At 70.1% G+C, this 25,108-nt stretch carries 23 protein-coding genes and 4 pseudogenes; 14 read left to right on the forward strand and 13 right to left on the reverse strand.

Translation table 11 applies throughout. From position 1 onward, the window contains the following. Positions 1–28: 28 nt before the first annotated feature. The gene (locus tag ACFU5F_RS16960; RefSeq protein WP_383887563.1) at positions 29–319 is read right to left on the reverse strand and encodes a hypothetical protein; all 291 of its coding nucleotides are present in this window, start codon (positions 317–319) and stop codon (positions 29–31) included. Beyond that, on the reverse strand, positions 316–993 hold the full coding sequence (locus tag ACFU5F_RS16965) for an HNH endonuclease family protein (RefSeq protein WP_383887655.1): 678 nt from the start codon (positions 991–993) through the stop codon (positions 316–318). Before ACFU5F_RS16965 ends, ACFU5F_RS16960 begins: the two co-directional genes overlap by 4 nt. Positions 994–1,503: 510 nt before the next feature. Between ACFU5F_RS16965 and ACFU5F_RS16970 the strand changes: the two genes are divergently transcribed. Then, entirely contained in the window at positions 1,504–1,761 is a 258-nt protein-coding gene (locus ACFU5F_RS16970; protein ID WP_383887565.1) for a hypothetical protein, read from the forward strand. A gap of 8 nt (positions 1,762–1,769) precedes the next feature. After that, positions 1,770–2,138 carry a hypothetical protein gene (locus ACFU5F_RS16975; protein ID WP_383887657.1) on the forward strand — a complete coding sequence of 123 codons (369 nt, stop codon included), beginning with the start codon at positions 1,770–1,772 and terminating at the stop codon, positions 2,136–2,138. A 275-nt stretch (positions 2,139–2,413) separates the two neighbouring features. Here the strand turns inward: ACFU5F_RS16975 and ACFU5F_RS16980 are convergent, their stop codons facing one another. Continuing rightward, the gene (locus ACFU5F_RS16980; RefSeq protein ID WP_383887567.1) at positions 2,414–3,634 is read right to left on the reverse strand and encodes a hypothetical protein; all 1,221 of its coding nucleotides are present in this window, start codon (positions 3,632–3,634) and stop codon (positions 2,414–2,416) included. Positions 3,635–4,018: 384 nt separating this feature from the next. On the opposite strand from ACFU5F_RS16980, the pseudogene ACFU5F_RS16985 reads away from it, so the two are divergent. Continuing rightward, positions 4,019–4,168 (forward strand): annotated as a pseudogene (locus ACFU5F_RS16985) (IS5/IS1182 family transposase); the annotation flags it as partial. A 357-nt stretch (positions 4,169–4,525) separates the two neighbouring features. Here ACFU5F_RS16985 and ACFU5F_RS16990 read toward each other — a convergent pair. Next, positions 4,526–4,908 (reverse strand): annotated as a pseudogene (locus ACFU5F_RS16990) (serine/threonine-protein kinase); the annotation flags it as partial. 331 nt (positions 4,909–5,239) lie between these two features. On the opposite strand from ACFU5F_RS16990, the gene ACFU5F_RS16995 reads away from it, so the two are divergent. The 3 genes from ACFU5F_RS16995 (at position 5,240) to ACFU5F_RS17005 (ending at position 8,786) form a co-directional block, all read left to right on the forward strand. After that, the gene (locus tag ACFU5F_RS16995; protein WP_383887569.1) at positions 5,240–7,012 is read left to right on the forward strand and encodes a hypothetical protein; all 1,773 of its coding nucleotides are present in this window, start codon (positions 5,240–5,242) and stop codon (positions 7,010–7,012) included. A 178-nt stretch (positions 7,013–7,190) separates the two neighbouring features. Then, on the forward strand, positions 7,191–7,664 hold the full coding sequence (locus ACFU5F_RS17000; RefSeq protein WP_383887571.1) for a hypothetical protein: 474 nt from the start codon (positions 7,191–7,193) through the stop codon (positions 7,662–7,664). Positions 7,665–8,588: 924 nt separating this feature from the next. Next, positions 8,589–8,786, forward strand: coding sequence for a hypothetical protein (locus ACFU5F_RS17005; protein WP_383887573.1), 198 nt, complete (start codon positions 8,589–8,591; stop codon positions 8,784–8,786). 202 nt (positions 8,787–8,988) lie between these two features. Here the strand turns inward: ACFU5F_RS17005 and ACFU5F_RS17010 are convergent, their stop codons facing one another. Together ACFU5F_RS17010 and ACFU5F_RS17015 are read right to left on the reverse strand one after the other, a co-directional pair. Beyond that, positions 8,989–9,984 (reverse strand): PP2C family protein-serine/threonine phosphatase, encoded by a 996-nt coding sequence (locus tag ACFU5F_RS17010; protein ID WP_383887659.1) that lies wholly within the window; start codon positions 9,982–9,984, stop codon positions 8,989–8,991. A gap of 208 nt (positions 9,985–10,192) precedes the next feature. Beyond that, positions 10,193–10,612, reverse strand: coding sequence for a GNAT family N-acetyltransferase (locus tag ACFU5F_RS17015; RefSeq protein WP_383887575.1), 420 nt, complete (start codon positions 10,610–10,612; stop codon positions 10,193–10,195). A 433-nt stretch (positions 10,613–11,045) separates the two neighbouring features. On the opposite strand from ACFU5F_RS17015, the gene ACFU5F_RS17020 reads away from it, so the two are divergent. From ACFU5F_RS17020 to ACFU5F_RS17030, 3 genes and pseudogenes are all read left to right on the forward strand, one after another. After that, a complete protein-coding gene (locus tag ACFU5F_RS17020) occupies positions 11,046–12,185 on the forward strand; it encodes a peptidoglycan recognition protein (RefSeq protein WP_383887577.1) in 1,140 nt (379 codons plus the stop codon). A gap of 253 nt (positions 12,186–12,438) precedes the next feature. Then, positions 12,439–12,786, forward strand: a complete 348-nt coding sequence (locus ACFU5F_RS17025; RefSeq protein ID WP_383887579.1) for a hypothetical protein — start codon at positions 12,439–12,441, stop codon at positions 12,784–12,786. Positions 12,787–13,377: 591 nt separating this feature from the next. After that, positions 13,378–13,818: pseudogene (locus tag ACFU5F_RS17030) on the forward strand (transposase); the annotation flags it as partial. 60 nt (positions 13,819–13,878) lie between these two features. Here the strand turns inward: ACFU5F_RS17030 and ACFU5F_RS17035 are convergent. Further along, on the reverse strand, positions 13,879–14,766 hold the full coding sequence (locus ACFU5F_RS17035) for a prohibitin family protein (protein ID WP_383887581.1): 888 nt from the start codon (positions 14,764–14,766) through the stop codon (positions 13,879–13,881). Between the two features lie 293 nt (positions 14,767–15,059). Between ACFU5F_RS17035 and nhaA the strand changes: the two genes are divergently transcribed. The 4 genes from nhaA to ACFU5F_RS17055 are packed head-to-tail and all read left to right on the forward strand — an operon-like array spanning position 15,060 to position 17,451. Further along, positions 15,060–16,376 carry a Na+/H+ antiporter NhaA gene (gene nhaA, locus ACFU5F_RS17040; protein WP_383887583.1) on the forward strand — a complete coding sequence of 439 codons (1,317 nt, stop codon included), beginning with the start codon at positions 15,060–15,062 and terminating at the stop codon, positions 16,374–16,376. 13 nt (positions 16,377–16,389) lie between these two features. After that, positions 16,390–16,851 carry a CBS domain-containing protein gene (locus ACFU5F_RS17045; protein WP_383887585.1) on the forward strand — a complete coding sequence of 154 codons (462 nt, stop codon included), beginning with the start codon at positions 16,390–16,392 and terminating at the stop codon, positions 16,849–16,851. Beyond that, a complete protein-coding gene (locus ACFU5F_RS17050) occupies positions 16,848–17,111 on the forward strand; it encodes a hypothetical protein (RefSeq protein ID WP_383887587.1) in 264 nt (87 codons plus the stop codon). The genes ACFU5F_RS17045 and ACFU5F_RS17050 overlap by 4 nt, the downstream gene beginning before the upstream one ends. Positions 17,112–17,145: 34 nt before the next feature. Next, positions 17,146–17,451 (forward strand): PGPGW domain-containing protein, encoded by a 306-nt coding sequence (locus ACFU5F_RS17055; RefSeq protein ID WP_383887589.1) that lies wholly within the window; start codon positions 17,146–17,148, stop codon positions 17,449–17,451. A 400-nt stretch (positions 17,452–17,851) separates the two neighbouring features. Here the strand turns inward: ACFU5F_RS17055 and uppS are convergent, their stop codons facing one another. From uppS to mobF, 4 genes and pseudogenes are all read right to left on the reverse strand, one after another. Next, positions 17,852–19,513: a polyprenyl diphosphate synthase gene (uppS, locus tag ACFU5F_RS17060; protein WP_383887591.1), complete on the reverse strand. Its 1,662-nt coding sequence runs from the start codon at positions 19,511–19,513 to the stop codon at positions 17,852–17,854. Between the two features lie 193 nt (positions 19,514–19,706). Next, positions 19,707–20,573, reverse strand: a complete 867-nt coding sequence (locus ACFU5F_RS17065; RefSeq protein ID WP_383887593.1) for an ABC transporter permease — start codon at positions 20,571–20,573, stop codon at positions 19,707–19,709. Further along, positions 20,570–21,175, reverse strand: coding sequence for an ABC transporter ATP-binding protein (locus tag ACFU5F_RS17070; RefSeq protein ID WP_383887595.1), 606 nt, complete (start codon positions 21,173–21,175; stop codon positions 20,570–20,572). Before ACFU5F_RS17070 ends, ACFU5F_RS17065 begins: the two co-directional genes overlap by 4 nt. Positions 21,176–21,440: 265 nt before the next feature. Next, a pseudogene (gene mobF / locus ACFU5F_RS17075) lies at positions 21,441–22,978 on the reverse strand (MobF family relaxase). Between the two features lie 142 nt (positions 22,979–23,120). Between mobF and ACFU5F_RS17080 the strand changes: the two are divergent. Beyond that, positions 23,121–23,399 (forward strand): hypothetical protein, encoded by a 279-nt coding sequence (locus ACFU5F_RS17080; RefSeq protein WP_383887597.1) that lies wholly within the window; start codon positions 23,121–23,123, stop codon positions 23,397–23,399. On the opposite strand, the gene ACFU5F_RS17085 is transcribed toward ACFU5F_RS17080, so the two are convergent. Together ACFU5F_RS17085 and ACFU5F_RS17090 are read right to left on the reverse strand one after the other, a co-directional pair. After that, on the reverse strand, positions 23,389–24,321 hold the full coding sequence (locus ACFU5F_RS17085) for an anti-sigma factor RsbA family regulatory protein (protein ID WP_383887599.1): 933 nt from the start codon (positions 24,319–24,321) through the stop codon (positions 23,389–23,391). The genes ACFU5F_RS17080 and ACFU5F_RS17085 overlap by 11 nt on opposite strands. Beyond that, positions 24,321–24,677, reverse strand: a complete 357-nt coding sequence (locus ACFU5F_RS17090; protein WP_383887601.1) for an STAS domain-containing protein — start codon at positions 24,675–24,677, stop codon at positions 24,321–24,323. The genes ACFU5F_RS17085 and ACFU5F_RS17090 overlap by 1 nt, the downstream gene beginning before the upstream one ends. Positions 24,678–25,108 lie beyond the last annotated feature (431 nt).

Genomic DNA, 25,108 nt, shown 5'->3' on the forward strand with positions numbered 1-25,108 from the left:
CGCGGTCGCCAAGCCTCCCGCGTTCCGGCTACTGCGGGGCCTGCGCCGCGCCTCCGTGCCGGACGCGCTGGACGACGTCCGTGTGGAGCGCGGCCAGCCCGCCCGGCGGCAGAGGGGCGGGGCTGCCGGTGAGGGTGTACCACTCCTCCGCACCCGTGTACTGGATCGCGATCTGGGCGCGCCCGTCGGGCAGTGGGCTGGTGGCGATGGTGAGGTCGCCGGTGATGACGCCGACCTCGTCGGTCATGGCACCGCCGCGCCCGGCTGTCACCTCGCTCTGGAGCCGCTCGGGCACGGGCCTGCTGTCGGGACTGGTCATGACGTACAGGTGTCCAGCATTTCGACCAGCATGTCCTTCTCCGCCTCGGTGACTGTCAGCTCGTAGGCGGTCTTCACCGCGGTCCAGGCTCTCCCGTAGGTGCACCAGTAGGTCTTGGCCGGCGGCTGCCACTCATCGGGGCCCTGGTCGCCCTTGGACCGGTTGGAGGAGGCTGTCACCGCGATCAGCTGCGGATGGGTCAGGTCGTTGGCGAATGCCTTGCCCTTGTCCGCGTCCCAGGTGCTGGCACCGGAGCGCCACGCGTTGGCCAGGGGCACCATGTGGTCGATGTCGAGCCTCGAGGCATCCGTAACGGTGACGTCGTCGTAGACGCTGACCCACTTTCCGGAGGTGGCTCGGCACTCCTCATCGCGCTGCACGTCCGTGCCGTCGCGCTCGAGCACCGCCTCGCGGGTGTTGCAGTTCTCGCCCTGCTCTGCCCAGTGGGAGAACTTCGAGCGGCTGTAGCCGGTCATCGAGCCGTGTGCGGCCACCTTCAGCCCGGCCAGCTGCGTGCGCGCGGTATCCGCGTCCGGAACTCCGGGCAGCGTGCCGTCATCCGGGCCCGCCTTGCTGTCACCGGGCCCGGCCTCGGCCCCCGACTCGGACGCCTTGCTGCCTTCCGGGCCAGCGACCCCGCCGTCCTCGAGCGCCGTACACCCCGCCATCGCCATCACGGCCACAGCCGCCAGACACCGCCCCCACCACTGCTGACGCCTCATGACCTGCTTGCCCCTCCCCGCCGACGGCCTTACCCGCGCGCAGCCTAACCCCCCATCAGGGCACATCCGCACAAAGAGCACCGAAGCCGTCTGCAGAAGCCGAAGGCGAACGGCCGGGTAGGGCTTCCATTGAAACAGCAACTGGTCGTCCAGCCGTCGGCGAGGTCCTGCGGGCCAGGGCGGGGGTCCGCGGGCGTGGCGTCCGGCCAGGAGGCGCCCGGGACGGCCAGACGGACGCCATACGCGGCCTGAACGGCGGCTATCGCCTTCTCGTAGGGCCCGGCCCCGCCCAGGTGACAGCACGCGGGCGGGGCCAAGGGTGGGCCTCCACGGGGGTTGGAGGATCACCGTCGTCACAGCATTGCACTGGATTCGGCCATACGACAGGGCTTTGACCGGAATCGGTCGCGTAGCGGGTACGGGTACGTACCCGTACCCTTGGAGATGGGAAGGAGTACGACAATGTCAGATGCCAACGTCCGTATCCCCGAGGAAGCCAAAGACCGGCTGGCCGCCATAGCCGCCGCTGAGGGTCTTTCGCTGCGCGCGTATCTCGCCCGTCTCGCTGAGACGCTACTGACTCCGGCCGAGCGTGCCGAGCGAGCGGAGAAGACACTGGCCGCGTTGAAGGAGTGGAACGGCTACGCGCCGACCGCTGCCGAGGAACAGGACCTGGACAGCGAGCTGGACCGGCGCCTGGCCCAGGTGACCAGCCGGTGAGCGACGCCATGCACATCGTCCTGGACGACACCGCGATGGCCGCAGCCGGCCAGGGCAACGTCCTCGCTTCCCGTCTGATCCACCGCGCCCACGCCGAATCGGGCTGGTTCCTGTACGCCCCGGCGTGCGCATTAGTGGAAGCTGATCGCGCCCGTCCCGGGACGGCCGAACACCTGGCTTCCCTTCCCGGCATCACCGTCCTCGATCTGGACCTGGCCGCCGCCCTGGACGTCGCGCGGCAGAAGACCTGGGCCGCAGCACACAGCCAGTACGCGGCGCAGCCCACCCCGGACCGGCCCGACGGCGCGATCATCGCCACCACCGCCCCCAACCGGTGGACGGGCGAGCCGGTACGCGTACTGGATCTCACCCCCTGACCACAGCAGCAGCCGTCTGCGGGCCCCGCCGGATTCGGCGGGGCCCGCAGTGCCCATCGATTGGCGCACAGGTGACCGCGCCGGACGGTGACCAAGCCCGCCACCGCTGGCGCGCGGGCTGCTCTCCGACGACGTACCCGCTGCCACGCCGCTCGCCTGGCCGCCGAGAGGTTCGTCGAGCACAACGGTCAGCTGATGCATAACCGGCTCAACCACGCGACGTCGTATATCCATTGGACGGCACTGCGTTGGTCCGGGACGGCTGCCGGCCGTTTCTAGGAGGGCGGCGGCTGGTCGCCGTTGGTTGCTTCGGGCCGGTCGTCGGGTGCGTCGGTGGCGAGTGGCGTCGTCGCGTCGTCGAGGCCGGTGTGTGATCGGTCGTCCAGCGTGATGGTGACAGGATCCCCGTCCGGAGCCAGGGCGGTCAGTTGGTGATGGATGCGCTGGTAGAGGGTGGTGGCCAGTTCCCAGTTGCCGTCGCCTTCGTCAGCGGTGTGCGTGACGTTGTACAGGCTGATCAGAACGGCGATCAGGGAACGTCCCGAGATGGTTGCGCTGACGCGTTCGCTGCCGTGGTCGGTGATCTGGCCGGGGACACGGAAGTGCGGGTGGCGCCCGGCATGGGCGGCGACGAACTCCCACATGTCGCGGTGGCAGACGAGGACGGCCGAGGAGATGCGCGCGGCCTGTTGCAGCAGGGTGCTGTGGTCCTTGGTGACGTCGGGTGTCCCGGCGCCTTCACTGGCCGTGGCTTGCTGGCTCTGCCAGTCGCCGAATCCGGTGGTCAGTGCTGTCAGCTCCTGACGGACTGCAGCGAGCTCCCGGCGGTGTTCTTCGCGCGCGGTGGCCTGTGCATCGTGGGCTTCCTTGAGGCCGGTCAAGAGCGTGCGCAGATCGTCGATCTCGTCAGCGAGTGCGGCGCGAACGACCTGCTGGATGTCCCCTCCGAGAGCGGGGAACGCCTCCTTGCTCTGCGTTTCTTCTTCGTACTCCGCATCGACGCGCTGGGAGGGCACCGCGGGGAGCGGGTGTGCCGGCGAGGAACCCGCATCTGCTGCCGCGAAGGCGGGCAAGCCGACGGGCGCTGTCTTGTCTGCTCCGGGGCTGGGCAGCACGGCCGCGTCCGGGACGGCGGAGGCTATCGGCGCGGTGGCCTCCGCTGGCGGGGCGGGCACGTCGACCGTTGCCGCGGGACGGCCTTGGACCGTGCTCTTGACCTGTTGGACCTCCCGGCGCAGGAGTGTGATCGCCTGGCGGACTTCCTCGCTGAGTTCGTCGCGATTGGCTGCCAGCCGGTTTCTGGTGTCCCGCAAGTCGTTGCGCATACGCGCGAGTTCGGCGACCACCGTGTCCGCGGTGCCACGCTGCGCTGCCTGGCCGCTGGTTTCGAGCTTGTCGATTCCCTTACTCAGAGCGTCCTGCAGATTCGTGCTGGTCTGTACGAGTGTGGTGTGCAGCATCGTCAGCGTGTTGGACAGATCCTGGCTCCGCGCCACGTACGCCCCCAAACTGTCGCGTTGAGTGATTGAGTGAACTCGGAACGTTCGACAACCTGGAAGATCTGCCCCGATGCGCGCCACTTCAGAGGCCCGATCCGGCCATATGCCGTCACGCTGGGACGGATTCAGGCCGCTGGGGGCCCTGCTGCGGCCCGTCTTGTCTCGGGCACCTGAGACCCGGGCCGCGTCAGGTGGCTGGCTACTGCTGGCGGAGGTGCTCGCGGCGAGCGGCTACCAGGGCGCGCCAGCGCCGGGACACGGTCTGCCCGCCATCGATCCAGCGTGCCCGCGAGGCTTCCTCAGAGGGTGTTAAGTCCCGTTCGTGGGTGATGGGACGGTTCTGCCCTCGCGTTATGTCGTGTGCATGATGGGGTCGCAGGCATGGAACGGATGCCGTACGCAACCGACTTGTCCGACGAGCAGTGGGCGTTGATCGAGCCGCTGGTCACCGCGTGGAAGCAGGAGCGGGTGGCGCGGTCGGCGACCGGGGACCCGGGCTCCTGCGACCTGCGCGAGGTCGTGAATGATCTCGGGTGAGTCCAGGGCGCAGCCGAAGCCGAGGGCGAGCGTCAGGAGGCCGTTACGGAGTTCGTCGGTGGGCTGGGCGCGGGCGGAGGCGTACAGCTGGGCCTGTTCCGGCTGTGTGTAGGGGCGGGAGGCGTCCGAGCCGGAGTAGGCGGCGGGGTTGCCGGTGATCAGGTCGGGGCCGAGCAGGGCGCGGCGCAGTTTGTTGAGGCGGCAGCGGCGGTTGGAGCGGGAGGGCTCCTCCAGGTGCAGGCAGCCGGTGGCCAGGTACGACTCGATCGCCTCCGGGGTGAGCAGGTGCTCGGCCTTGGTGGGGCGACCGGTGGAAGGTCAGGGAACAGTCTTTAGTTCGAATCTGTCGGGGCCCTGGTTGACGGTGCCGTCGGCGTCCAGGAGCAGGTTGCCGGGTTGATGTCCCGGTGCACGATGCCCTGTTGGTGGGCGGCGGCCAGTCCGGCGGCCGTTTGGGCGGCGATGCGGGCCACCTGCTCGGCGGGCAGCGGCCTCGTGGCGGACAGTGTGCGGAGACTGTCGCCGTCGACCAGTTCCATGACCAGGAACAGTTGGTTCTCGTGCGCGCCGAAGTCGTGGACGCTGACGACGTGGCGGTGGTTGAGGGAACCCGCGGTCTGGGCCTCCAGGCGGAAGCGGGCGGCGGCGGTGGCGTCGGAGCCCTGGGCGAGCAGGACCTTGACCGCGACGTCTGTGCCCAGCATTTCGTCGCGGGCCTGCCAGACCTCGCCCATCGCGCTCCGCCCGATGGTGGTTCGCAGCCGATACCGGCCCGCTATCACCTGTGTCTCATCCTCACGCCGTGAGCCGACTTCCGAACACCGCAGGCCATAACCGCGCGCAAGGCAGGTGCTGGTGGGGGTGCTGCAGCGGCCTCAGCCTTCTGGCCCGGTGGCGTCGGGCCGATCCGAGTTCGGCCCGCGGCGGCAATGCCCGCCTCCTGCCGCATAATCCTCGCGTGTCCGAAACTCCCGTCCCGATACCCCCGGGCGCCGTTCCGGCGGGTACGCCCGCCTGGTCGTCCACCGACGCCGCCCCATGGGCCCAGGCCGGCCCACTTCCGCCATGCCGTCCCAGTCCGGGCCGCAGGGCGCCGCATCGCTGCACGGCGGTACCGGTTCCACCGCGGTCGCCCATATGACGCTGATCAACAGCGCCGGCACGGACCACATGGGCCGTGCCCATGGCGCGGGGGGCCTGGCCGTCGGGCTGCTGTTCTGGCTCGCCCGGCTTCCGGAGCTCACGCTGATCGCGGCGCCCGCCCTGGCGGCCGTCGTGGCGTGGGGAGAGCTGCCGGGCGCCGGGCGGATGTCCCAGGCCGCGAACGTCGCCGTGATCGGGGCTCTGGCCTTCGGCTGGGCCGCGGCCCGCGAGCGGCTGGCCGCCCGGTCCAGGCAGCGGCGGATCGCCGACCGGGCCGCCGGAGTGCGGCACCGGCTGCCGGAGCCCGTCGGACCGCTCGCGCGAGGCAGGCTCCCGTTCGCCGCCGGGCTGGTCCTGTGTGCCGTGGCCGCGGTTGCGGTCCTGTTGGGGCTGAGCGGGATCCGCGCCGACGAGCAGCACGCGGCCCGGTCCGTGCAGACCACGGCGCAGGTGATCAGCCGCGGCGAGGAGAGCGTGCAGGTCCGCGCCGACGACGCACGGCGCATCACCGTCGACGCGTTCTACCCCGAGGACTACCGCGTCGGCAGCACGGTGACCGTCCTGGAGGACGGCTCGTGGCGGCGTCTGGTGGCCGAGCCGTACGACGCCTTCGGCTGGCAGCTGCTGGTGCTGGCCGCCGGACTGCCCGGCCTGTCCCTTCTCATGATGGGCGGCCTCGCCCGCCGCCGTGCTGCGGCGCTGCGTCGCGCACCGGTTCCCGCCCTACGCGTGCTGGAGCGCACGGACCACGAAGGCCGCACCTGGATCTATGCGGCCGACGACACAGCCGGCCGCACCGCGCTGTTCACCTGTCTCTGCACAACCACGCTCCGCGAGGACGACGAACCGGCCGACCGCACCGAAGCCGAGGGCCAGCACGAGCACGAAGTCGAGGACGAGGAGGAGGACTGTTCGGTCGACACGCGGTTGCACGAAGCGGTCCTGTTCGGCGCCCCCTACGAGGGAGGTGAACTGGTCCTCATCACCACAGACCATGCGGGGGATCCGATCGCGCTCCATACCGTCGGCCCGGTCCGGCTCCCTCGAACCGGCAAGAAGCCCCTCCTGGACGCCCCTGCCGTCACGGATACCGATTCCGACACCACAGAACCAGAGATGCAGGCCCGGACGGACCGCATCGCCGCCACCCTGACGCCCACCGGCCGCCCTGTGCGGTGGGGGCCGGGCCCCGTTTCCCGGACCGTCGGACTGGCCCTCACCGCAGGCGTGGCGACTGGGCTCTCCCTCGCCGCACAGGACCTTGCGACGGATGGCTTCGACTGGGGCCTCCTCCCCTTCCTCGGACTGTCGATATTGATCAACCTCGCGGCCATCCTCCTGAACTGGCGCGTCATCGCGGACAGCACCGGTCTGTGGCTGACCGGGGCCTGGACCGTACGGCACGTCCCATGGGAACAGCTGCGGGCAGCCAAGTACACCAACGAGGGCGGCGTGGAGATACACCGATCGGACGGCGACGCGTGGCGTCTGACGGGCCTGGGGGAGCAGCGCCTCGAACGCCGCCTGGGACTGCGACCGTCCTACGCCCGCATGACCGAGGAGGTCACCGCCCTGCACGCCCATCCGCAACTGCGCCCCACCGAATCAAGCACACCGCGCGAACACGGCCTGCCGCTGGGACCCCTCCTGCTCCTCCTCGTCAGCCTCGCCATCACGGTCGCGGTCACCAGGTGAGCACGAGACGGCACCGACCGTCACCGGGCTGTGCGGGAAGGCGGGAGGCGCTGATGAGGCAGAGCAGCCGGCATCCGAAAGCGACCGGAGACGTCAGCGGGCGTACATTCGAGACCCGTTGGCTCGGGTGGCTCTCTCCGCCCCTGCCTTCGTCCACAGGTTGTGCGCAGGGGGAGCGGTGACCACTCAGCGGCCGGGCAGCGACGGATCATCCGGGGATCCGGACCACACGTCGTCCTTCCCGGACGACGTGTGGCAGCAGTTCCTCAAGGACAACGAGCGCGCCACCCGGAAGTCCGCGCCCAGGGAGCCCTCCGCCCGCGAGCGGATTGCCCTGCGTTCTGTGGGCGAGGGCGGGCTGGAGGCGGTCGGCGAGCTCTGGCAACCGGACGAACCACGTATCGGCCAGGCATGGCACGAACTGGACGGATGGGCCAAGTGCCGTCGCGCCGCCCGCGCGCTCGGCGTGGCCACCGTCACCGCCCTGATCCTGGTGGCGGTGCGCCCTGGCGACACGGGCGGTCGCCCGGGAGACACGGGAACGACCGTGGAGCAGTCGGAGGACGCTCCTGAGGTGCTGCCTTCGGTGACGGGCACTCCGGCCGCCTCATTGCCGGTGGGTGGATCGGCGCAGGTTCTTCCCACCGGGTGAGACGCTGCAGAGCGCCGCGACCTCGGCCCCGGCCCTCCCCTCCCGACTCCCGGACCTGTCGTGATTCCGTGAATCCCCAGGTCGTCGCGCGACTGCGGGAACGTTTCTTGCGGGGATTGCCCTGGTATGGGGGATGTGGTGATCGAGGATGTGCTGTTTCCCGGGATCGGTGTGCGTGTCACGGCGGTGCACGTCACCGCGGAGCAAGTCGCCGTCGAAGGGCGGTCGTGCGGGCGACCGCCTGCCTGTCCGGACTGCGGTTGTGCGGGACGGCGCGTGCACTCCCGGTGCGTGCGCCGGCTGACCGAACGCCCGGTGATGGGACGGTCGTTGGTGACTCCAGGGATGAGAGGTCACGGCGTCGTCAGAACCGCCCCTCAGCATCAGCCACCGACGCCGTGATCAGCTTCGTCCGCGTCCGGATACCGCATGCCCACGACGTACCAGTCGGCACGGGATCAGGCGGCCGGCAGGCGGGCCAGCAGCACAGCAGCAGGCCGCCGAGAGCCCTCAACGGCTGCGGCCGGAACCTTGACTCTCGGGGTGCAGATCCACGCCCGGCCGCCGTCCTGCTGGTTCTACTTCTGCCAGGTCACCTGCCGCCAGCTCGTGCTGACGAACGCGGAAGTCAGCTGCTGACGGACGATCACCTACCGACGATCACGTCTTTGACCGGCACGAGCACCCCATCCACGACCCACGCCAGCCCCGCGACCTGCAATTTCAGGTTAAAAACCTCTCAATGGCCGTGGTACAGCGAGGAGAAGGCGACGTGGTGTCTGAGACACGGCCGGTGATGTGGGGCGAGGCCGCCCGGGTGAGGGTGGCGTGCTTGATCGTGTGCGCTCTGGCCTGTCCTGTTCTGGCCCTGCTCTGAGAGCCTCAACTGCCCTTCACCGCCTCGGTGGTGTTGCTGCTGGCCCAATGGTTCTGGACACCCGGCCCCCCTACTGGGGCCCTGGCGTGGTCGCCGCGCTCACCGGCTCCCCCGTGGTGTTCGTCCTGGTCGACCACCTGCACCCGCGTCTGGACCGGCTGCTCGCCGACGCCGCGGCCGCCGAGGCGGGAGTCCTTGTGGCGCTGCTCGTCTTCACCGCCTGCTCCCGGCTGCGGAACTCCTGACATGTCGTACCGGACGTATCGCTCTCCCGCCGGCCGGCGTCGCCTGCGCAGATGACGGGCCTCGGGGATGCCACGCTCATCAGGGGCTCGGACCGGCCACCGTGGAGACCACCGTGCTGGACGACCGCGGGGTGGGCGGAGGCGGACAGCACGCTTCGCCCATCCGCCCCCGGTGGTCGACCGTCAGGTGTGATCCGGCCGGTCACCGGTAGCGGAGCAGCAGCATGGCGGCGTCGTCCTGCAGCGGGCCGCCGACGTGCTGGAGCAGGTCCTGGCGCAGGGTCTCCAGAGCCGCTTCCGGATCGCGTTCCTTGAGCAGGGGAGCGCGGTCAGCGAGCGGGTAGAACTGACCTTCGCCGTCTCGGGCTTCGGTAACCCCGTCGGTGTACAGCAGCAGCTGGTCCCCCGGGTGGAAGTCGGCCTGGAACGGCTCCGCTTCCGACGGGCCGTGGGCGCTCAGGCCGAGGGGGAGCGCGTAGACGGCCGGTTCGGGGAGCGTCGCGGAGCCGTCGGCGCGGATCAGCAGGGGTGCGGGGTGGCCGTAGTTGAGGAAGGTGACCTCGCGGTCGCGCACTTCGGCGAGGATGGCGGTGACGAACTTCTCCCCTTCCAGCTGCCGGTCCACGGACCGCGCCAGTCTGCACCCGACCTGAGTGAGATCGGCCTCGTCCAGGGCCGCCTCGCGGAAGGCGCCCAGGACGATGGCCGCCGTCTCCACCGCGTCCAGTCCCTTGCCCTGTACGTCGCCCACGATCACCCGCACGCCCTGCGGTGCGGCGACCACTTCGTACAGGTCGCCGCCGATGCGGGCCTCGGCGACGGCGGACATGTAGGAGACTGCCGCGCGCAGCTGCCCGGCCAGGCGCGGCACCGGCTTGAGCAGCACCCGTTGGGCGGCCTCGGCGATCGAGCGGACGCTGGCCAGCTCTGCCTCCCGCTTCTGGCGCATGGACACGGCGACGAGTCCCGCCGCGGTGACGCCGATGACCGAGGCCGTGCTCACGTAGCCGCGCGCGGCGTCGAACAGGTCGTTGTACACGCTCAGCCCGACGGTGAGCAGCAACGCGATCACACCGATGCCCAGGGTGCGCCGCCAGCCGCCGACCAGCGGGGCGAAGGCCGGTCCGAGCGACACCAAGGGCAGCAGTCCCACCGCCGGTCCGGTGGCGATGTCGACCACCGTCACTGCGGCCATCATGGCGAACGGCAGGGCGGACAGCACGGCGAGCCGGTCGTTCTCCTCGGACACATCCCCCTCCAGCGCCAGGCGGTCACGCCTCGCGGCCCAGGACGGCACAGGTCGACGCCCTTGCCGTCACACACTCCCCGCGGAGCGAGATCCATAGTCGCAGACGGCCGGGCCCGTGCTCACGGCCCGAGCCGGGCCGCCGCATCTCCGGCTCCGTTCATGGCGCCGGGGACCGACCGGTCATGCGGTGCACGAACTGCCCGAACCGTCCCCTGAGATGAGGGCACAACGGGGCTGCGGCCGGGAAGTCGGTGGACGTCTCCCGGGTCATCGCGCTGAAGAAGGCCCGCCCCTGCCGGGTCTTCAGGGTGGTGCTCCAGCGGTGTCCGGGATGCAGAGTGAGCAGTGATTGGAGGGCCTCTCGGCCCAGTCCCTGCCGCTGCCAGGCTTCGTCGACCCAGACGTCGTGGATCCGCCCCGTACGGCATGCCGGACACACCCGGAAACGCAGCGCGACCACCCGCTGTCGGCCGTCGCGCAGGACGATCTCCATCGGGCGATTCCGCTGCTGCGGATGAACCCTGTCCAGCCGCAAGGTCCAGCAGCCCCGGCCGCCCACGCCCCAGGCCCGGGTCATCGTGCTCCGGCCGCGGTCGCGCAGAGTGCCGCCGGGGCACGGCTCCGGCGGAGGGATGGGTTCAGCAGCCGGCCAAGGCATCGTTGGACGCGTGCTGTTGTCCCGTACGGCTGCATGGCCGCATCCTGGCAGACCTGCCTGTGCCGCACCACAGCCCGCTGGCGACGGGCAGCTGGCCCGCACCCCGCACCCCGCACCCCGCACGGCAACGGGAATCGGCCGTGGCAGGGCTGGCCCGTAGCCGCCACCTGGCCCAACCGCCCTTCACCCGCCCGGGGGTGCGCGCCCTGGTCCCGGACCGGGCTTCCGTGTCGGTGATCCGATGATCGCCAGGCGGCTGACACACTCACCGCCCGAAGCCGCACCAGCTCAAACGAGGGCCCGAACCGTGAGTCAGGGGCCGACAGCAGCGTTCAGACAGGGGAGTTCAGGCATGTGGGGTACAGGACACATTGCTGCGCTGGTGGTGGCGGGGGCACTGACCGTCCAGGGCTTGTGCGCGCCGGCGGCCCGCAGCCACGGCAGGCCGACGGATCCCGGCCCCACCACCGGGACGCGGAGTGAGGTCCGCGCGGTGCCCGCCACGGCGGACCGGCGCGGCGCCGTACTGGTGGTACGAGACACACGCCTGTTCAGCGTGCTGGGCGTCACCTGGGACGATCCGTCTGCCCACCTCGCGGGCAGCGTGGCGGTGCGCACCCGGTCCGCCGGGACGGGCCGGTGGTCCGGCTGGCGGCACCTGGACGGCGACGACAGCCAGGGCGAGGACACAGCCCTGCGGGGTGGCACCGATCCCGTCTGGACGGGGCCCTCTGATGGTGCCGAGGTTCGCATCGCCGCGGAAGGTGCCTCCGTCCTGCCCGCCGGGCTGAGACTGGACCTGGTCGATCCCGGTCCCGACGCACCAGCCACCGCGCGGCCGGCCCCCACCGCTGCCCACGGAGCACCGAATGCCGAACTCGCACCCCGTCCGCCCATCACCTCGCGTGCTGGATGGGGCGCGGACGAGTCGATCAGCCCCGAGCCGCCGGGATATCTGCCGGACGGGAAGATCAAGGCGGTGGTGGTGCACCACACCGCCGGCAGCAACGACTACACCTGCGCCGAGGCCCCGGCCGTCGTCCGAGGCATCTACGCCTACCACGTCATGCAGTTGGGCTGGAAGGACATCGGCTACAACTTCCTCGTCGACCGATGCGGGACCCTTTACGAGGGCCGCAAGGGCGGCGTGGACCGTCCGGTGATGGGCGCCCACGCCTACGGCTTCAACACCGAGACCACCGGCGTCTCCGTCCTCGGCACGTACACCGACGTCACGCCCAGCCAGGCCGTCCTGGCCGCCGTGGCCAGGGTCGCCGCCTGGAAGCTCGGCCAGTACGGCGTCAACCCGGCCAGCACCGCCACCCTCACCGCGGGCGACGCCGGCCGCAACTACTTCGGCACAGCCTGGGCCAAGGGCGCCCGGCTGAGTTTCCCGGCCATCCACGGTCACCGTGACAGCTACAACACCCAATGCCCCGGCGACCAGCTGTACGCCCAGCTGCCCACGATCCGGATCCTGGCCGGTGGCTGAGATGCCCAGGACACCCACGCCAGCGCACCGTGGGGCGGAAGGCCCCTCCGTACGGCGGGGGAACCTCAGACGGTGCAGTTCTCCTTGTCGCTACTTCACGAAACATGACATACGACCTCGTCATGCATGAGCCCGGCCTGCACCAGAATTACACGTTTTCACCACAGGGTGCACGCGGGGTGGCTATGATCCGCCTCAGGTGAGCCGGGAAGCCTGGTCGGCGCAAGCCGCCGCCCTGCCCTGGAGCGCTCGTATGAACACCACCGCAAGCTGTGTCGTTCTCGGCATCGGCACGGTGCTCGTCCTTCCGCTCATTCTGGCGACCCTCCTCGGCTGGGAGCCGCCACTGCCGCACCTTGACACGAACTCACCACGCCTTCTCGCTTCGGTGGCGGGTGCGGCGTATGCGGCTGCCTTCGCCGAGGTCGCGCCTCGCCTCGCCAGTGCGTCCAAGAGCGTGGTCACCGCCTGCTCGCGCATCGCGCTGCTCCTGGCACTCCTGGCTGTCGCGCTCGGTATCGCGTACGAGCGCACGGCTCCCCTCCGCGACCGGCGGCGCGACTTGAGCCACCCGGCTCGGCGATTTCCTGGACAGCGGTGATGCGGGTTTCCGGGACGGCCGGGGCGACCGTGCCTCGACCGCCGGCCTGCGGATGCCACCCGTCGGAGTTCGTCGCCCCGAGCGCGTCGCCACTGATCGCGACGCGTGGCATCCGGCGATCATGGGAGCGGCCCCGTTTAGAGACCATTCCCTGAGGCTGCTCGGGCAACCCACCTGGTCCGCGCCCACCTGGGACGGAGCGGCCATCGCCCGTCGGCCTCCGGCCCCGTGCGGGATCCGTGGTCCACATGGGGGTTCGCCGGCGGTCTTCAGGCCGTCAGGGCCAGCAGTCAAGCGCTCCCCGGCCCAAGACGACAAGCTCCACCGTGGGCCCCTACGGCGTGCCAGTCCCTTGCCGGTCCCCCGGTGCTCGATGGCTCACCATGATCACGACACGACCGACGAGCAGCAGCGCGCTGCCGGTCAAGGTCCCCCACTGCCGGGTGCCGACGTCGTCGATGATCAGCCGAACACCGCCTGCCGGTACAGGGCGAAGGCGAGCGTCAACTGGCCCCAGCCGGCGGTTCATCCAACTTGGGACAGTCCTATGCCTCCATCAGACCGGGGGCGATTCACAGAGAGCTGACGCCCGAGCTCCTCGACCTGCTCGGCATCGGTCCGATAACTGCCGCTCAGATCCTGGTCAGCTGGTCCCACCAGGGCCGTTTCCGGTCGGAAGCAGCCTTCGCGTCCTTCGCCGGCGTCTCGCCGATTCCCGCTTCCTCTGGGCTTACCAACCGGCACCGGCTCAACCGCAGCGGAGACCGGCAGCTCAACCGGGCCATGCACACCATCACCCTGATCCGCATGCGGCTTGACCCCGCCACGAAGGCGTACGTCGCCCGCAGAATCACCGAAGGGAAGACCTCCCGCGATGCGCAACGATGCCTCAAGCGCGCTATCTGTCGCCAGATCTTCAAGATCCTCGAACGGACTGACCGAACCAAGATCGGGAGCATCAAGGAACTTACTCAAGCGGCTCGACACGACATAGCAGCCTCGGGGGTGAACAGCCGGGCGAGGTATCCGTAAAGGCTTGGCCGCCTCCGTGCCGAGACAGCAAGGCCCCTTTTCCGCCCCGGGCCGCTGGGGTCAGTTCCGGCCGGTGCCGTCCACGATCAGCGGGTTACCGCTGCCGGAGCCGCAGGGCACGGCGTAGACCGGGTTCTTCTTCGCGGCCTCCTTGAAGGCCTCGATGCACTGATTCATCAGGACCTTGTCGGACAGCGAGTCGCTGAGAATCTTGTTGGCCCTGGCGATACCCTCTGCCTCGATCTTGCGCCGCTTGGACTCTTCTTCCGCCGTACGGCTCGCCTCGACGGCCCGCTCGGTGGCCTCCTTCTGCTGGATCTTGCGGTCGATCTGCTGCTGGAGCTGCTCGGAGGGCTTCACGTTGCGCAGGTTCACGGCGGTGACGTCGATACCGCGCGGTGCGAGCCGCTCCTTGATCAGCTCACCGAGTTCCGCGTTGATCTTCTCCCTGTCCGAGGCGTAACCCTGCTCGCTGGTGTAGCGGGCGAAGACATTGCGGATGATCTCCCGGCTGTCCGGATAGACCAGCCGCTGCTGGATGGCCGCCTCGTTCCCGGCGAGCCGGTACAGCTCCACCGCCTTGGCCGGGGTCACCGCCCACTTCACGGTCACCTCCACATACATCACTCCGCCCTGCGAGGAGCGCACCTCGACGACGTCCTTGTCGGAGAGGTTGAGGTCCACCGGGCGGGTGGAGAAGGACGTGACATCCGTGAACGGGGCCTTCAGGTGCATCCCGGAGGTCATCGGCGTACCCACCTTGCCGAACAGCACCGGGACGCCGACCTCGTAGGCGCTGACGACATACACACTGCTGGCAATCCCGAAGAACGCGCCCCCGGCCAGCGCGGCTATGGCACCCAGGCGCAACGGGGACGAGGCGCGCACCCGGGCCACGAAGTACAACACCACAGCGGCGAGGATCAGCAGAACGGACAGTACGAGCACGGTGGCTCCCCCCTGGAACGGCAGAACAGCGCCACGTAGGGCACTGCTTGTGTCAGCGGAGCGTAAGACATCCAGGAGAAGGAGTGATCAGGGGCCCCCGAGGACCGTCTGCCCCGGTGCCCGACCTGGTCGCGGTCCGCGCTCCCGGAACCCCGAGGGTGCTCGTCTGGTCCTGGCAGGGCCGGGACCGATAGTGTGTAAAGAACGCGTCAAGAGATGCGGGGTGTGCCGGGAAGTCTGGTCGGCGAACAAGGGGCCCATGTGCCCATCTGTCGATGCCCCGGAGGTCTTGTATGCCTGCCGACCAGCGTGAGCGTTCCGTCTTCCTCGCTCTGCTGCCGTGGCCGGAGCGTGTACAGGTGGCGCGGGCCTTGCGTACCGAGACGGTCGGCGGGCTGATACTGCTGGCAGCGGCGGTGGTGGCGCTTGTGTGGGCGAACACCCCCATCAGCGGAACGTACGAGCAGATACGCGACTTCCACTTCGGCATACCCGCGCTCGGCCTGGACCTGTCGGTGGAGCACTGGACCGCCGACGGTCTGCTGACCATCTTCTTCCTCGTCGCCGGGATCGAGCTGAAACGCGAGCTGGTGGTGGGCGAGCTGCGCACCCCGGCCACCGCGGCCCTGCCGGTGGTCGCCGCGCTGTGCGGCATGGCCGTCCCCGCCGCCCTCTACCTGGCCACCACCGGGCTCGGCGGGGGAAGCACGCAGGGCTGGGCGGTGCCGATGGCCACGGACATCGCCTTCGCGCTCGCCGTCCTCGCGGTGCTCTCCACCCACCTGCCCTCCGCCCTGAGGGCCTTCCTGCTGACCCTGGCCGTGGTCGACGACCTCGGCGCGATCCTGGTCATCGCCGTCTTCTTCACCGCCGATCTCAACCCGTTGGCGCTCGGCGGTGCGGTGGCCGGGCTGGTCGTCTTTTACCTGCTCCAGCGCTACCGGGTCCGCGGCTGGTGGTGGTACGTGCCCCTCGGGCTGGCGATCTGGGCGCTGATGTACAACGGCGGGGTGCACGCCACGGTGGCCGGCGTGGCGATGGGCCTGATCCTGCGCACCACCCGCGACCAGGGGGAGAAGGCATCGCCCGGGGAGCGGACCGAGCATCTGCTGCGGCCGGTCTCGGCCGGTGTGGCGGTGCCGCTGTTCGCCCTGTTCGCCGCCGGGGTGGGCATCTCGGCCGCTTCACTGGGCGAGGTGTTCACCCGCCCGGAGCCGCTGGGCGTGGTGCTCGGCTTGGTCGTGGGCAAGACGGCGGGAATCTTCGCCGGCACCTACCTGGCGGCCCGGTTCACCCGGGCCCGGCTGAACCCGGACCTGGCGTGGGCGGACGTGCTCGCCCTGGCGGTGCTGGCCGGGATCGGCTTCACCGTCGCCCTGCTGATCGGCGAGCTCGCCTTCCCCGACCCGGCCGACGCCGAGCACATCAAGGCCGCCGTCCTGCTCGGCTCCCTCATCGCCGCCGTCGCGGCCGCGTTGCTGGTCAAGCGCCGCAACGGGATCTACCGCCGCCTGTGGGCGGCGGAGACACGAGATGACGACGCCGACGGCGTCCCCGACATCTACCAGCAGACCGGCCCCGGGCACGGCCGTGCCGACAGCGGAAACTGAAGGGAGGCCCGTCATGCGTGCACGGGATCTCGCCGAGCCCTACCCCTTCGTGACCACCGACGACGACGCGATCGACGCGGCTCGGATGCTGGCCGACCAGTCGCTGCCGGCTCTGCTGGTCCTGGACACCGACAACCAGCCGTATGCCATCGTGCCCGGCTCCCAGCTGATCCGGCAGCTCATCCCCGCCTACATCGCCGAAGACCCGGCCCTGGCCGCCGTCGGCGGCGACCAGCACGACCGCGAACTCGCCGAGCGTCTCACCGGGCTCACGGTCGCCGAATGGGCGCCGCGCCGCCTGTATCCGCCGCCGGCCGTCGGGCCCGACGCGTGCCCGATGGAGGTCGCGGCCCTGATGGCCCGCACCCACAGCCCCCTGGTCGCCGTCATCGAACGCGACCGCAGCGGCGTGACGCCGCTCGGCACCATCACCGCCGCCCGCCTCATACAGCACTTCCTCCAGGTGGCAGCGTGAACAGCGCCACCGGCGTACTGCCGGTGGCCATCGTGATCGCCGCACTGGTGATCAAAACCGCGATCGGCGAGCTGCGCACGCCGGGCAGCGCCCGGCGGCAGTGGCAGTTCGCATCCGACCGTCGCGCCCTGGCCGCCGGCACCGCCATCGCCACCGTCCTGCTCGGCTGGCCACAAGCCAAAGGCGCCGCCATCGCCTGGGCACTCCTCATCGGAACGCTCACCGCCCACCTGGTGCACCAGGCAGCCCACCGCCCCTGACCCCTCCAAGCCCGCCCACCCGATGAGGAGCACCATGCCCGAACGACGCATCGGCACCGCGCTCGCAGCTGTCGGCGCGGTCGTCACAGCGGCCGGGACCGCCCTGTACGTCTTGCCCGGCCCCGGCCTGCCCGTCCTGGTCACCGGCCTTGCCGTGCTGACAACCGGCCTGGTCATGGCTGCCGCCGGCCGTCACTTCGCGCCGATTCCCGCCCTGACAAGGGGTTTTCCTACGGCCTCGGGTGCCGGGCGCCAAAGGGGGTTCCTGAGTGCCTTTCGAAGTGGGCGCCCAGGGAGTCCCCTTGGGCTTGCCCGCCACGGGGCCGGCCTTCCGGTGTGATCGGCCCGAGCGGTGCCGCTGCCCGGTCCCCGGGTGGGTGGTCGTCATCGTCTCGTCTCCTTCTCTGCCCCGGTCGGGGCGGTCGTTGCGAAGGAGCAGCGTGCAGACGACCCCCTTGTCCGCTGTCTGACGGCCGCCGGTAGCGGGCGTGGACAAGGGGAAACGCGGCGGTGGTCGGGGCGGTAGCCGACCTGGACAAGGGGTCATGGTCGGGCTTGTGGTCGGGCCGACCAGGCTGGACAAGGGGGCCGGGTTCGGCCCTTGCAGCCCGTTTTGTGACGACGACCGATAGATGGCCCTGATGCGACCTGGAGCGGCACCGCCGGCATGGAACTTGCCGGATGTCTGGGGTTCCCGTTGGTGTGGACTTCGTTGAGCCCGGACTCGTCAGCTCCGACAGTCAGATCGGACGTGACGGAACGGCCGGTGGTGAGACGAGAAGGGCGGCGCCGTGGCGACGTTGGCGTCGGCTGTACTCGGTGATGGCCTGCCACAGATCACGCCGGTCGACGTCGGGCCAGTAGCCGGAGGTGAAGTGCAGCTCCGCGTATGCGGCGTGCCAGGGCAGGAAGTTGGAGGTGCGCTGTTCGTTGCCGGTGCGCCACAGCAGGTCGACGTCCGGCATGTCAGGGTGGAGCAAGTGGCGGGCGAAGTCGTCCTGCCCGATGAGGTGGGGGTCGATGTCGCCTGCGTGGGCTGCCTGGGCGAGGGCTGCGGCGGTGCGGGTGATCTCGTCGCGGCCGCCGTAGTTGATGCACACGGTGAGGGTCAGGCCGGTGCGGTTGCGGGTGCGGCGTTCCTCGCGCAGGAGGGCTTGGACGAGTTCTTCGGGGAGTTTGTCGGGGTGGCCCGACCAGCGCTGGCGTACGTCGAGGTCACGGATGGGCCCCTCGTCGAGGTCGCGTCGGATCGCTTCCAGGATGGTGGTGATTTCCTCGGTGTCGCGTTTCCAGTTCTCGGTGGAGAACGCGTACAGGGTCAGGTGGCGCAGGCCGATTTCCAGGGCGCCGTAAACCATCTCGTGGGCGGCGGCGGTGCCGGCGCGGTGGCCTTCGGGGCGGGGCAGGCCGCGTTGTGCGGCCCAGCGGCCGTTGCCGTCCATGATGATCGCCACGTGGGTGGGCAGCTGGTCGGCGGCAATCTGTGGGGGGTGGGCGCCGTCGGGGTGCGGGGGTGGGGGCCGCAGGGCGGTGCTCTGGGCTGCCGGGCTCGGGCCGCTCACGGTCATCGCGGATCGTCGGGGTCCGGGCGGGGTCAGGGGCGTCAGGCTCCAGGCGAGGCCTGAGCGGAGGCGGGCGGGGGCGAGGATACGGGTGCGGGCGGTGAGAGAGGGGCGCGGGGCGCGCTTGAGCAGGGCGGGGCCAGCCGCGTCGACGGTGTCGAGTTGGGCGCGCAGCAGGCAGGCGGCCGTGTCGAGAACGGTGGCGGCGCCTGGGTGCATGCCTTTCGTCATCGCGGGCCTGGTCACCCATCGGCGGGCCAGATCCGTCAGCTCTGCGATCAGAGCGGCTGTGGCCGGGCTCCAGTGCCCCTGCCGCAAGTCGTATGCCGCACCGGGGAAGGCGTCCAGGGCTTCCTGCGGCAGGAGCAGGTCGCCCTGGGGGAGGTCGGCGCTCAGGTCGGTGAGGATGTCGGTGAGTTGGGCGCCGTCGATGAACTGCTCGTAGTCCTGCTGCCGGTCCAGCCTGAGGGTCATCGGCGCTCCGGCCTGTTCGAACAGGTGCCGTACCTGGTCGACCCAGGGCGTGATTTCCTCGGTGCACCAGGCCCGCCACTCGCTCCAGTCGGCGAAGCGCCGGCCGCGGGCGTCGTCGCGCGTGCTGGTCATGGCGCCTTGCAGGCTGGACAGGTCCAAGCGCCATCGCAGCGCGGTGTCCACCAGGGCGTGCCGGACCGGATCCGCGCTGGCTCCGGCCGCCAGGTCGCGTTGCAGGGCTTGGGTCCACGCCTCGACGCGGGCCTCACGCTCGGCCTGTTCCGCATCCCGCTGGTCGACCAGGTCGTCAAGGACGCTCGCTGCCGCCCACAACGCCCAGCAGGCCGGGCGCAGTACGGCTGGCATCAGCTGGATGAGAGCGTAGATCCCGGGATCGTGCGCTCGTGTCGTGCGCCGGCAGAGCTGGTACGCCGCCAGCAGGGATGGGCCTTCCCCGGTGAGCGACCGGGCAATGGACCGCTTCCGTTGTGCTCGCGAGGCCGCATCGAGATCCGCCCTCGTGGACTGCCTTGTGGCGCGCATATCGGGGACTGGGACCTCAGTGTGCTTCCGCGTCGGACTCCGCAGCCGATGGCGCGGCAGCCTGGCGCGGTCCGGGAAGGCCGGCTGTACCGCTCACCTCGGGCAGCGAGGCCCGCGCGGTCGGCGGCAGGGCACCACGGGTGCTGCGACGGAAGCCCACCAGTGCGATCAGGGCAGCGGCCGCGAACCAGGTGAGCTGGATGGTCAGGTAGCCGGGAACCGGGCGGGTGGAGAATCCGGCCGCCGTGCTGGCCTGCATGGCTCCGTAGGAAGGCAGGTAGCGCATGACCGGGTTGTCGGCCCCGGAGCTGGTGATGGGGTTCTGCAGCGCGAGGTCGATGATGCTGGTCATCACGATGGCGAACATGCCCTCAACTTCCCGGCGCAGCAGGGAGCCGAAGCCAACGCCTAGCGCGCCGTAGGTCAGTCCGGCGCAGAACAGCGCGGCGGCAAGCAGCAGCGGCTGCCGCGGTGTCCAGACCAGGCAGGCGATGGCGGTGGCGTAGGCGGCGACTACCGCTGAAACCAGAGCCAGGGCGGTGACCTTGGCCAGGACGAGGTGGGCACGGGGGTAGCCAGCCATGGCCAGGCGGCGGTCGAAGCCGCTGCCGGAGAACGTGGCGGCGAACATCATGAAACCAGTGATCAGCGTGACCGCGTTGAGCGCACCGCTGATCGCGGTCAGTTCATTGCCGTGCGGGGCAAGCGTCTCCCCGGTGGCGCGAAGCCGCATCCGTGCCGGGGTGTCGGGCATCGACAGATACGCCAAGGTCGTCCATACAGGGACGAACAGGATCACCAGGGTCATGGCGAAGCGGTTGCGGCCGTGCTCGACGAGCGTGAACCGGGTGGCGACAGCGAAGCGGGTCAGGTGGAACCTCACGCGGCAACCGCCTCGTCCGGGCGGAGCACGCCGCCGTCCAGGCGCCACAGCTCGTCCAGGCGCTCGGTGTCATACGCCAGATGGGAGACGACCAGGACCGAACGTCCCGCATCCCGCAGCCGCACGGCCAGATCCCAGAACCGCTGGTAGGTGTCCCAGTCGAAGCCCTGATACGGCTCATCCAGCAAAAGGACCTGCGGATCGTGCATGAGCGCCAGCGTCACGTTCAGCTTCTGCCGCGTCCCGCCGCTGAGCACCCCGGCCCGCTCATCGGCGTACCCGGTAAAGCCCAGGACCTCCATGACCTCCTCCGCGTAGCGCACATCGGCGAGGCGGTAGGCCGTCTGGAAGAACGTCAGGTGCTGCCGGACGGTCAGGGCGTCATTGAGGACCACGTGCTGCGGGCAGTAGCCGAACCGGCCGCGGTGCCGGACCGTGCCGCGCGTGGGCCGCAACTCGCCGGAGAGGACCTTCAGCAGCGTGGACTTGCCGGCGCCGTTCTCCCCAACGATCCCGCACAGCGTCCCTTTCTGAAGCCGCATGTCAACCCCCCGCAGGACCACACGCCGACGGTAGGCATGATGGACATCCCTCACCTCCACGCCCGTCTCCCCCCATAGGCCTGGACCGACTGTGCACCGAATGGCCTAACGATCACGAGGCGGAACAGACACGAGCCTCATCTCACCGGCGTAGCCGCAAAGAGCCAGCAGCGTTCAAGAGCCGAGGATGATGCTGTGCCCCGCAAGCCGGTGCACGCCTCTTGGCCAGCCACGGAGCGCGAGTCACAACAGGTTGCGTGAGGCGCACCCTCCGGGGCCACCTACCGCTCTGAGGGGCCGCCTATCGGTCGTCGTCACACCCGATTCATCCCGTCTGGCGGGGCGGGAGAGTTCTCCGTCCTCTGTCCACAGGCCAGCGCGCCAACCATGCGAGGACGACGCCGTGAGTCGCGCGGCGGCCATCGTGAGGAGAGCTTGATGCCGTACCTGATTCCGTCCCGCACGCCGCTGACACCCGAGCAGGTGCAGCGGGGCCTTCGACTACCTCCTGGCGCTGCAGACGGGTGGCCGCGCCGCTGTCGCCGGGCGGGCGGAAGCGGACCCGGAGCTGGCGTTCGTCCTGCTGCAGCTCCCCGAAGACATCGTCTGGCCCATCACGGCCGTGGACGGGGAGGCCGATCCGTGCGCGGACTCCTTCGCGGGGCGCAGCCGGCTCGCCGGGATCGGCCGGAGGGTGCCGGTCCGGGCCGGGTGCGGGGGTGGGTGGGCGGCGCCGGGCGGGGAGGTCGGACAGCGCCCACCGGGCGGTGTAGAGGCGGTAGTCGGCCTCCAGGCCGCGCACGGTCTTCGGCTCGCTGATGTCCAGGCAGTACGTGGAGATGGCGGCGGCCACGATCTGGTCGTCCAGGCCGGGGTCGCGGCGGCGGCCGCGACCGACGAGGGCGAGGTGGCGGCGGGCTTCGGCGAGCAAGTGCCGGCGGTGGAAGCGGCCGCCTTCGTTCATCACGAACACGGTCGCGGCGACGTCGACGGCCGCCAGGGCGACGTCGACCACGGCGGCGACCCGGGCCCGGATCGCCGCAGCCGCAGCACGGGCGTACTCGAGGAGGGAGTTGATGACGTCGACGGCCACCCCGGAGGTGCGGATCGCGCTCTCCTTCCACTCCTTGCGCAGCTGCGCGAGCGGCCGGGTCTTCCGCTTGGGCGGGCGGGTCTTACGGGCGGCCATCTGGTTCAGCTTGGCGCGGGCCCGTTCAGAGACCACGGGCAGGAACCTCAGCTCACCGTCGTCGTCGACGGCAGTGACGTACTCGTGCTCCAGGTCCTCGAGGCAAGCGGCGATCTGGTCGCTGCGCCGGGCGGTCCAGCGGATCAGCCCGTGCGGCACCCCGGCAATCTCCATCACCGGCCGGCGCCCCGGAGTGACGGTGCGCGGCTCGGTCGCCAGCCCCAGCGCCTCGCAAACCTCAGCGGCCACGAACTCGTTGTAGAGCGCGGAGGCGGCCAGGTGTTCTCGTGCAAGGCCAGGGTGTGGATCGAGCCCCACTTCCCGTCCAGACGCTGCCCCTTCACCGACAGCAGCAGATGGTCATGGAGCAGCGGCATACCGGAGCGCGCCTCGTAGTGGCGGAAGCGCGCGGCGACCAGACCGCCGGGCGGCCGCACCCGGTAGATGCCGTCCTTGCCGTACCGGATCACCGCCACCTCGTCCTCGATCCACTCCAGCACCCGCTCGATCGCCCGCTCGCGCGCGGCCTCGATCACCCGCCGGGTCTCCTCATCCCCCAGCGCCCCCAACAGGACGAAACCGGCGAGACCTTCCGGTACTCCATGATCGGACGGGGAAACTACAGCCGGCCGGCTCGCGCAACACAGACCTACGAGGACGTCAACAAGGTCCATCTTCTCGCGCACCTACTGCAGGCCGGATACTCCGCGCACCTGGACCACTTCGAAGAACTACAGCAGGAGTATCTGTCGAAGGCGTTCGCGAAACGGGCGGGCTGCATCACCTGCCCGGACGAGGACTTCGTCGAGCTGCAAGATGACCTCTTATCCGGCCGTCACTCTGGTGCCGTCCGACCTGGTACAGGCCGCCACCCTGGACGTCGTCCGGCACGACGAATGGCGCCGCACCCGCCTGCACGAGGTCGCCACCATCTTGCGGGAAGGTCTCACCAGCCTCGGGTACGACCTGCGGGGTTCGGGCGCCCACGTCCTGTCGCTGCCCGTAGGAACCGTCGATCGTTACAGCGTGAAGGCAGGAGCGGGGCGGGCGGCCGCCCGGACAGGGTGGCCGCCCGCGCAAGCGGCTACAGGCTGAGGTAGAAGTGCACCGTCGTGCCGTCGTCGCCGGTGTGCACGCGCACCAGGTCGGACACGTAGTGGACCAGCAGCAGGCCCCGGCCGCCCACCTGTCCGCGCTCCGGCGGGCGGCGGCCTGCCAGCGGATCAGTCAGCCGGCCCGCATCACGGACCTCGATCACGAGTTGTTCCCCCTCGGCCCAGACCGCGAGCGCCCCACGGCCTCCGCCGTGCACCACGCTGTTGGTCGTCAGCTCCGCGACCGCCAGCTCCACGTCCATCAGCCGCTCACCGGCCAGGCCCAGCCGCACGGCCTGAGCGTGAGCGAAATAGCGGACCGCCGGAAGCTCCTCCTCACCGTAGGAGAAGACCGCGGCGTCCGGCGCCGTCGGCAGCTCCTGGTTGTAGCGGGAGACGACCGCCTGCCAGTCGTAGACGTCGCTCACCCACTCACGGCCCTCCCCGCTGATGAGGGTCGGGTGGGTGACCCGCGCATCGGCGATCGCCTGCGGATCCAGCCGCACCTCGTCGTACGGGCACAGGATCGTCACCGCCCTGCCCTCGAACGCGGCGTTGATCAGAGCCTCGTGCTGCGCGCATGCCGGGTACTCCACCGCGCTGCGCCCGGCCCAGATCGGTTCACCGATGATCCGCACCCGCCCCTGCGGGTGTGCGTCGGCGAACCCGCGCAGCACCTTGGGGATGATCCGCCCGGGATTGCGGCCGGCCTCGGTCATGTCCAGGAACAGGATGCCCTCGGCATCCGCGCCCAGCCCGCTCTTGATCAGTTCCAGGTTGGGTCCGGGCACCGCGACGGCCATCGGCTCGCCGTTGTGCAAGCCCTCGCGCAGGAAGGACACCGTCTGCCGCGTGTACTCCTGCTCGCTGCGGTAGAACAGGGCAGGGTGTACGAACGCCTCGTGGGTGGTCACCGTGCTCATCACAGAGCCACCTCGATCCGGTCCAGACCCGGCCAGAACAATTCCAGAACCCGTGGCAACTGTGGCGGCGGATGCTCCACCACGACCCGTCCGCCCGGCAGGTTCATGGCGGTGACCGCCAATGCGCTCACCCCGGCCACGTCGACGAACGCCACGTCCGACAGCTCCACGTACGACACCTCCGCGTGCTGCCGGGCCAGCTCCGACAGGGCCTGCTCCCAGGACGGACGTGTGAGGGCGCTGATCTCACCGCGGGCACGTATCCCACAACGACCACCGGGCAGCGGGCTCACCTCCAACGCGACCTTCCCGGGCGCCACCTGGCCGGTTCCGCCCACCGCATGTGGGGCATCCACGCTCGGACTCCTTCACAATAGGCCACCTGCCGGCCGCCCTGGCACAAGCAGGCGGGCAACTCCCCAAGCTGGAGAGTCTATCCCGGCAGACAGGCCAACCCCGGACGGCTGGACAGATGCAGCCTCTCCCGAAGGCACTACCTCGGGGCGGACCCCTACCCCATGCTCATCATGCCCAGGGCAGGCGGCAGCGTGTGCGTCGATGCCCCAGGTCCCGGGTCCGAGCTGGCCCGCAGGAGATGGTGGCGTACCTTGCCTGTGAGCTGGGCGTGACCTTGTTCCGCGGCGTGCAGTTCGAGGTGGCTGACGGGTCGCCGGCCGGGTCCGCCTCAGCGGTCGCCGAGGGGAAGGATAGGGCTGCACATTATCTGGGACGACCGGCATCAACTGGCCGGGCCTGCTGGGGCTGGGCAACTCTAAGACGAGCTGTG

This window comes from Streptomyces sp. NPDC057438, from assembly GCF_042802995.1.
In the GTDB taxonomy this organism is placed as follows: Bacteria; Actinomycetota; Actinomycetes; order Streptomycetales; family Streptomycetaceae; genus Streptomyces.

What these genes read in the sequence shown, in the direction of transcription:
- ACFU5F_RS16960 (WP_383887563.1), bottom strand. Translation starts at nt 319, where the DNA reads ATGACCAGTCCCGACAGCAGGCCCGTGCCCGAGCGGCTCCAGAGCGAG.
- ACFU5F_RS16965 (WP_383887655.1), bottom strand. Translation starts at nt 993, where the DNA reads ATGGCGATGGCGGGGTGTACGGCGCTCGAGGACGGCGGGGTCGCTGGC.
- ACFU5F_RS16970 (WP_383887565.1), top strand. Translation starts at nt 1,504, where the DNA reads ATGTCAGATGCCAACGTCCGTATCCCCGAGGAAGCCAAAGACCGGCTG.
- ACFU5F_RS16975 (WP_383887657.1), top strand. Translation starts at nt 1,770, where the DNA reads ATGCACATCGTCCTGGACGACACCGCGATGGCCGCAGCCGGCCAGGGC.
- ACFU5F_RS16995 (WP_383887569.1), top strand. Translation starts at nt 5,240, where the DNA reads ATGCCGTCCCAGTCCGGGCCGCAGGGCGCCGCATCGCTGCACGGCGGT.
- ACFU5F_RS17005 (WP_383887573.1), top strand. Translation starts at nt 8,589, where the DNA reads ATGGTTCTGGACACCCGGCCCCCCTACTGGGGCCCTGGCGTGGTCGCC.
- ACFU5F_RS17010 (WP_383887659.1), bottom strand. Translation starts at nt 9,984, where the DNA reads ATGATGGCCGCAGTGACGGTGGTCGACATCGCCACCGGACCGGCGGTG.
- ACFU5F_RS17015 (WP_383887575.1), bottom strand. Translation starts at nt 10,612, where the DNA reads ATGACCCGGGCCTGGGGCGTGGGCGGCCGGGGCTGCTGGACCTTGCGG.
- ACFU5F_RS17020 (WP_383887577.1), top strand. Translation starts at nt 11,046, where the DNA reads ATGTGGGGTACAGGACACATTGCTGCGCTGGTGGTGGCGGGGGCACTG.
- ACFU5F_RS17025 (WP_383887579.1), top strand. Translation starts at nt 12,439, where the DNA reads ATGAACACCACCGCAAGCTGTGTCGTTCTCGGCATCGGCACGGTGCTC.
- nhaA (WP_383887583.1), top strand. Translation starts at nt 15,060, where the DNA reads ATGCCTGCCGACCAGCGTGAGCGTTCCGTCTTCCTCGCTCTGCTGCCG.
- ACFU5F_RS17045 (WP_383887585.1), top strand. Translation starts at nt 16,390, where the DNA reads ATGCGTGCACGGGATCTCGCCGAGCCCTACCCCTTCGTGACCACCGAC.
- ACFU5F_RS17055 (WP_383887589.1), top strand. Translation starts at nt 17,146, where the DNA reads ATGCCCGAACGACGCATCGGCACCGCGCTCGCAGCTGTCGGCGCGGTC.
- uppS (WP_383887591.1), bottom strand. Translation starts at nt 19,513, where the DNA reads ATGCCAGCCGTACTGCGCCCGGCCTGCTGGGCGTTGTGGGCGGCAGCG.
- ACFU5F_RS17080 (WP_383887597.1), top strand. Translation starts at nt 23,121, where the DNA reads ATGACCTCTTATCCGGCCGTCACTCTGGTGCCGTCCGACCTGGTACAG.
- ACFU5F_RS17085 (WP_383887599.1), bottom strand. Translation starts at nt 24,321, where the DNA reads ATGAGCACGGTGACCACCCACGAGGCGTTCGTACACCCTGCCCTGTTC.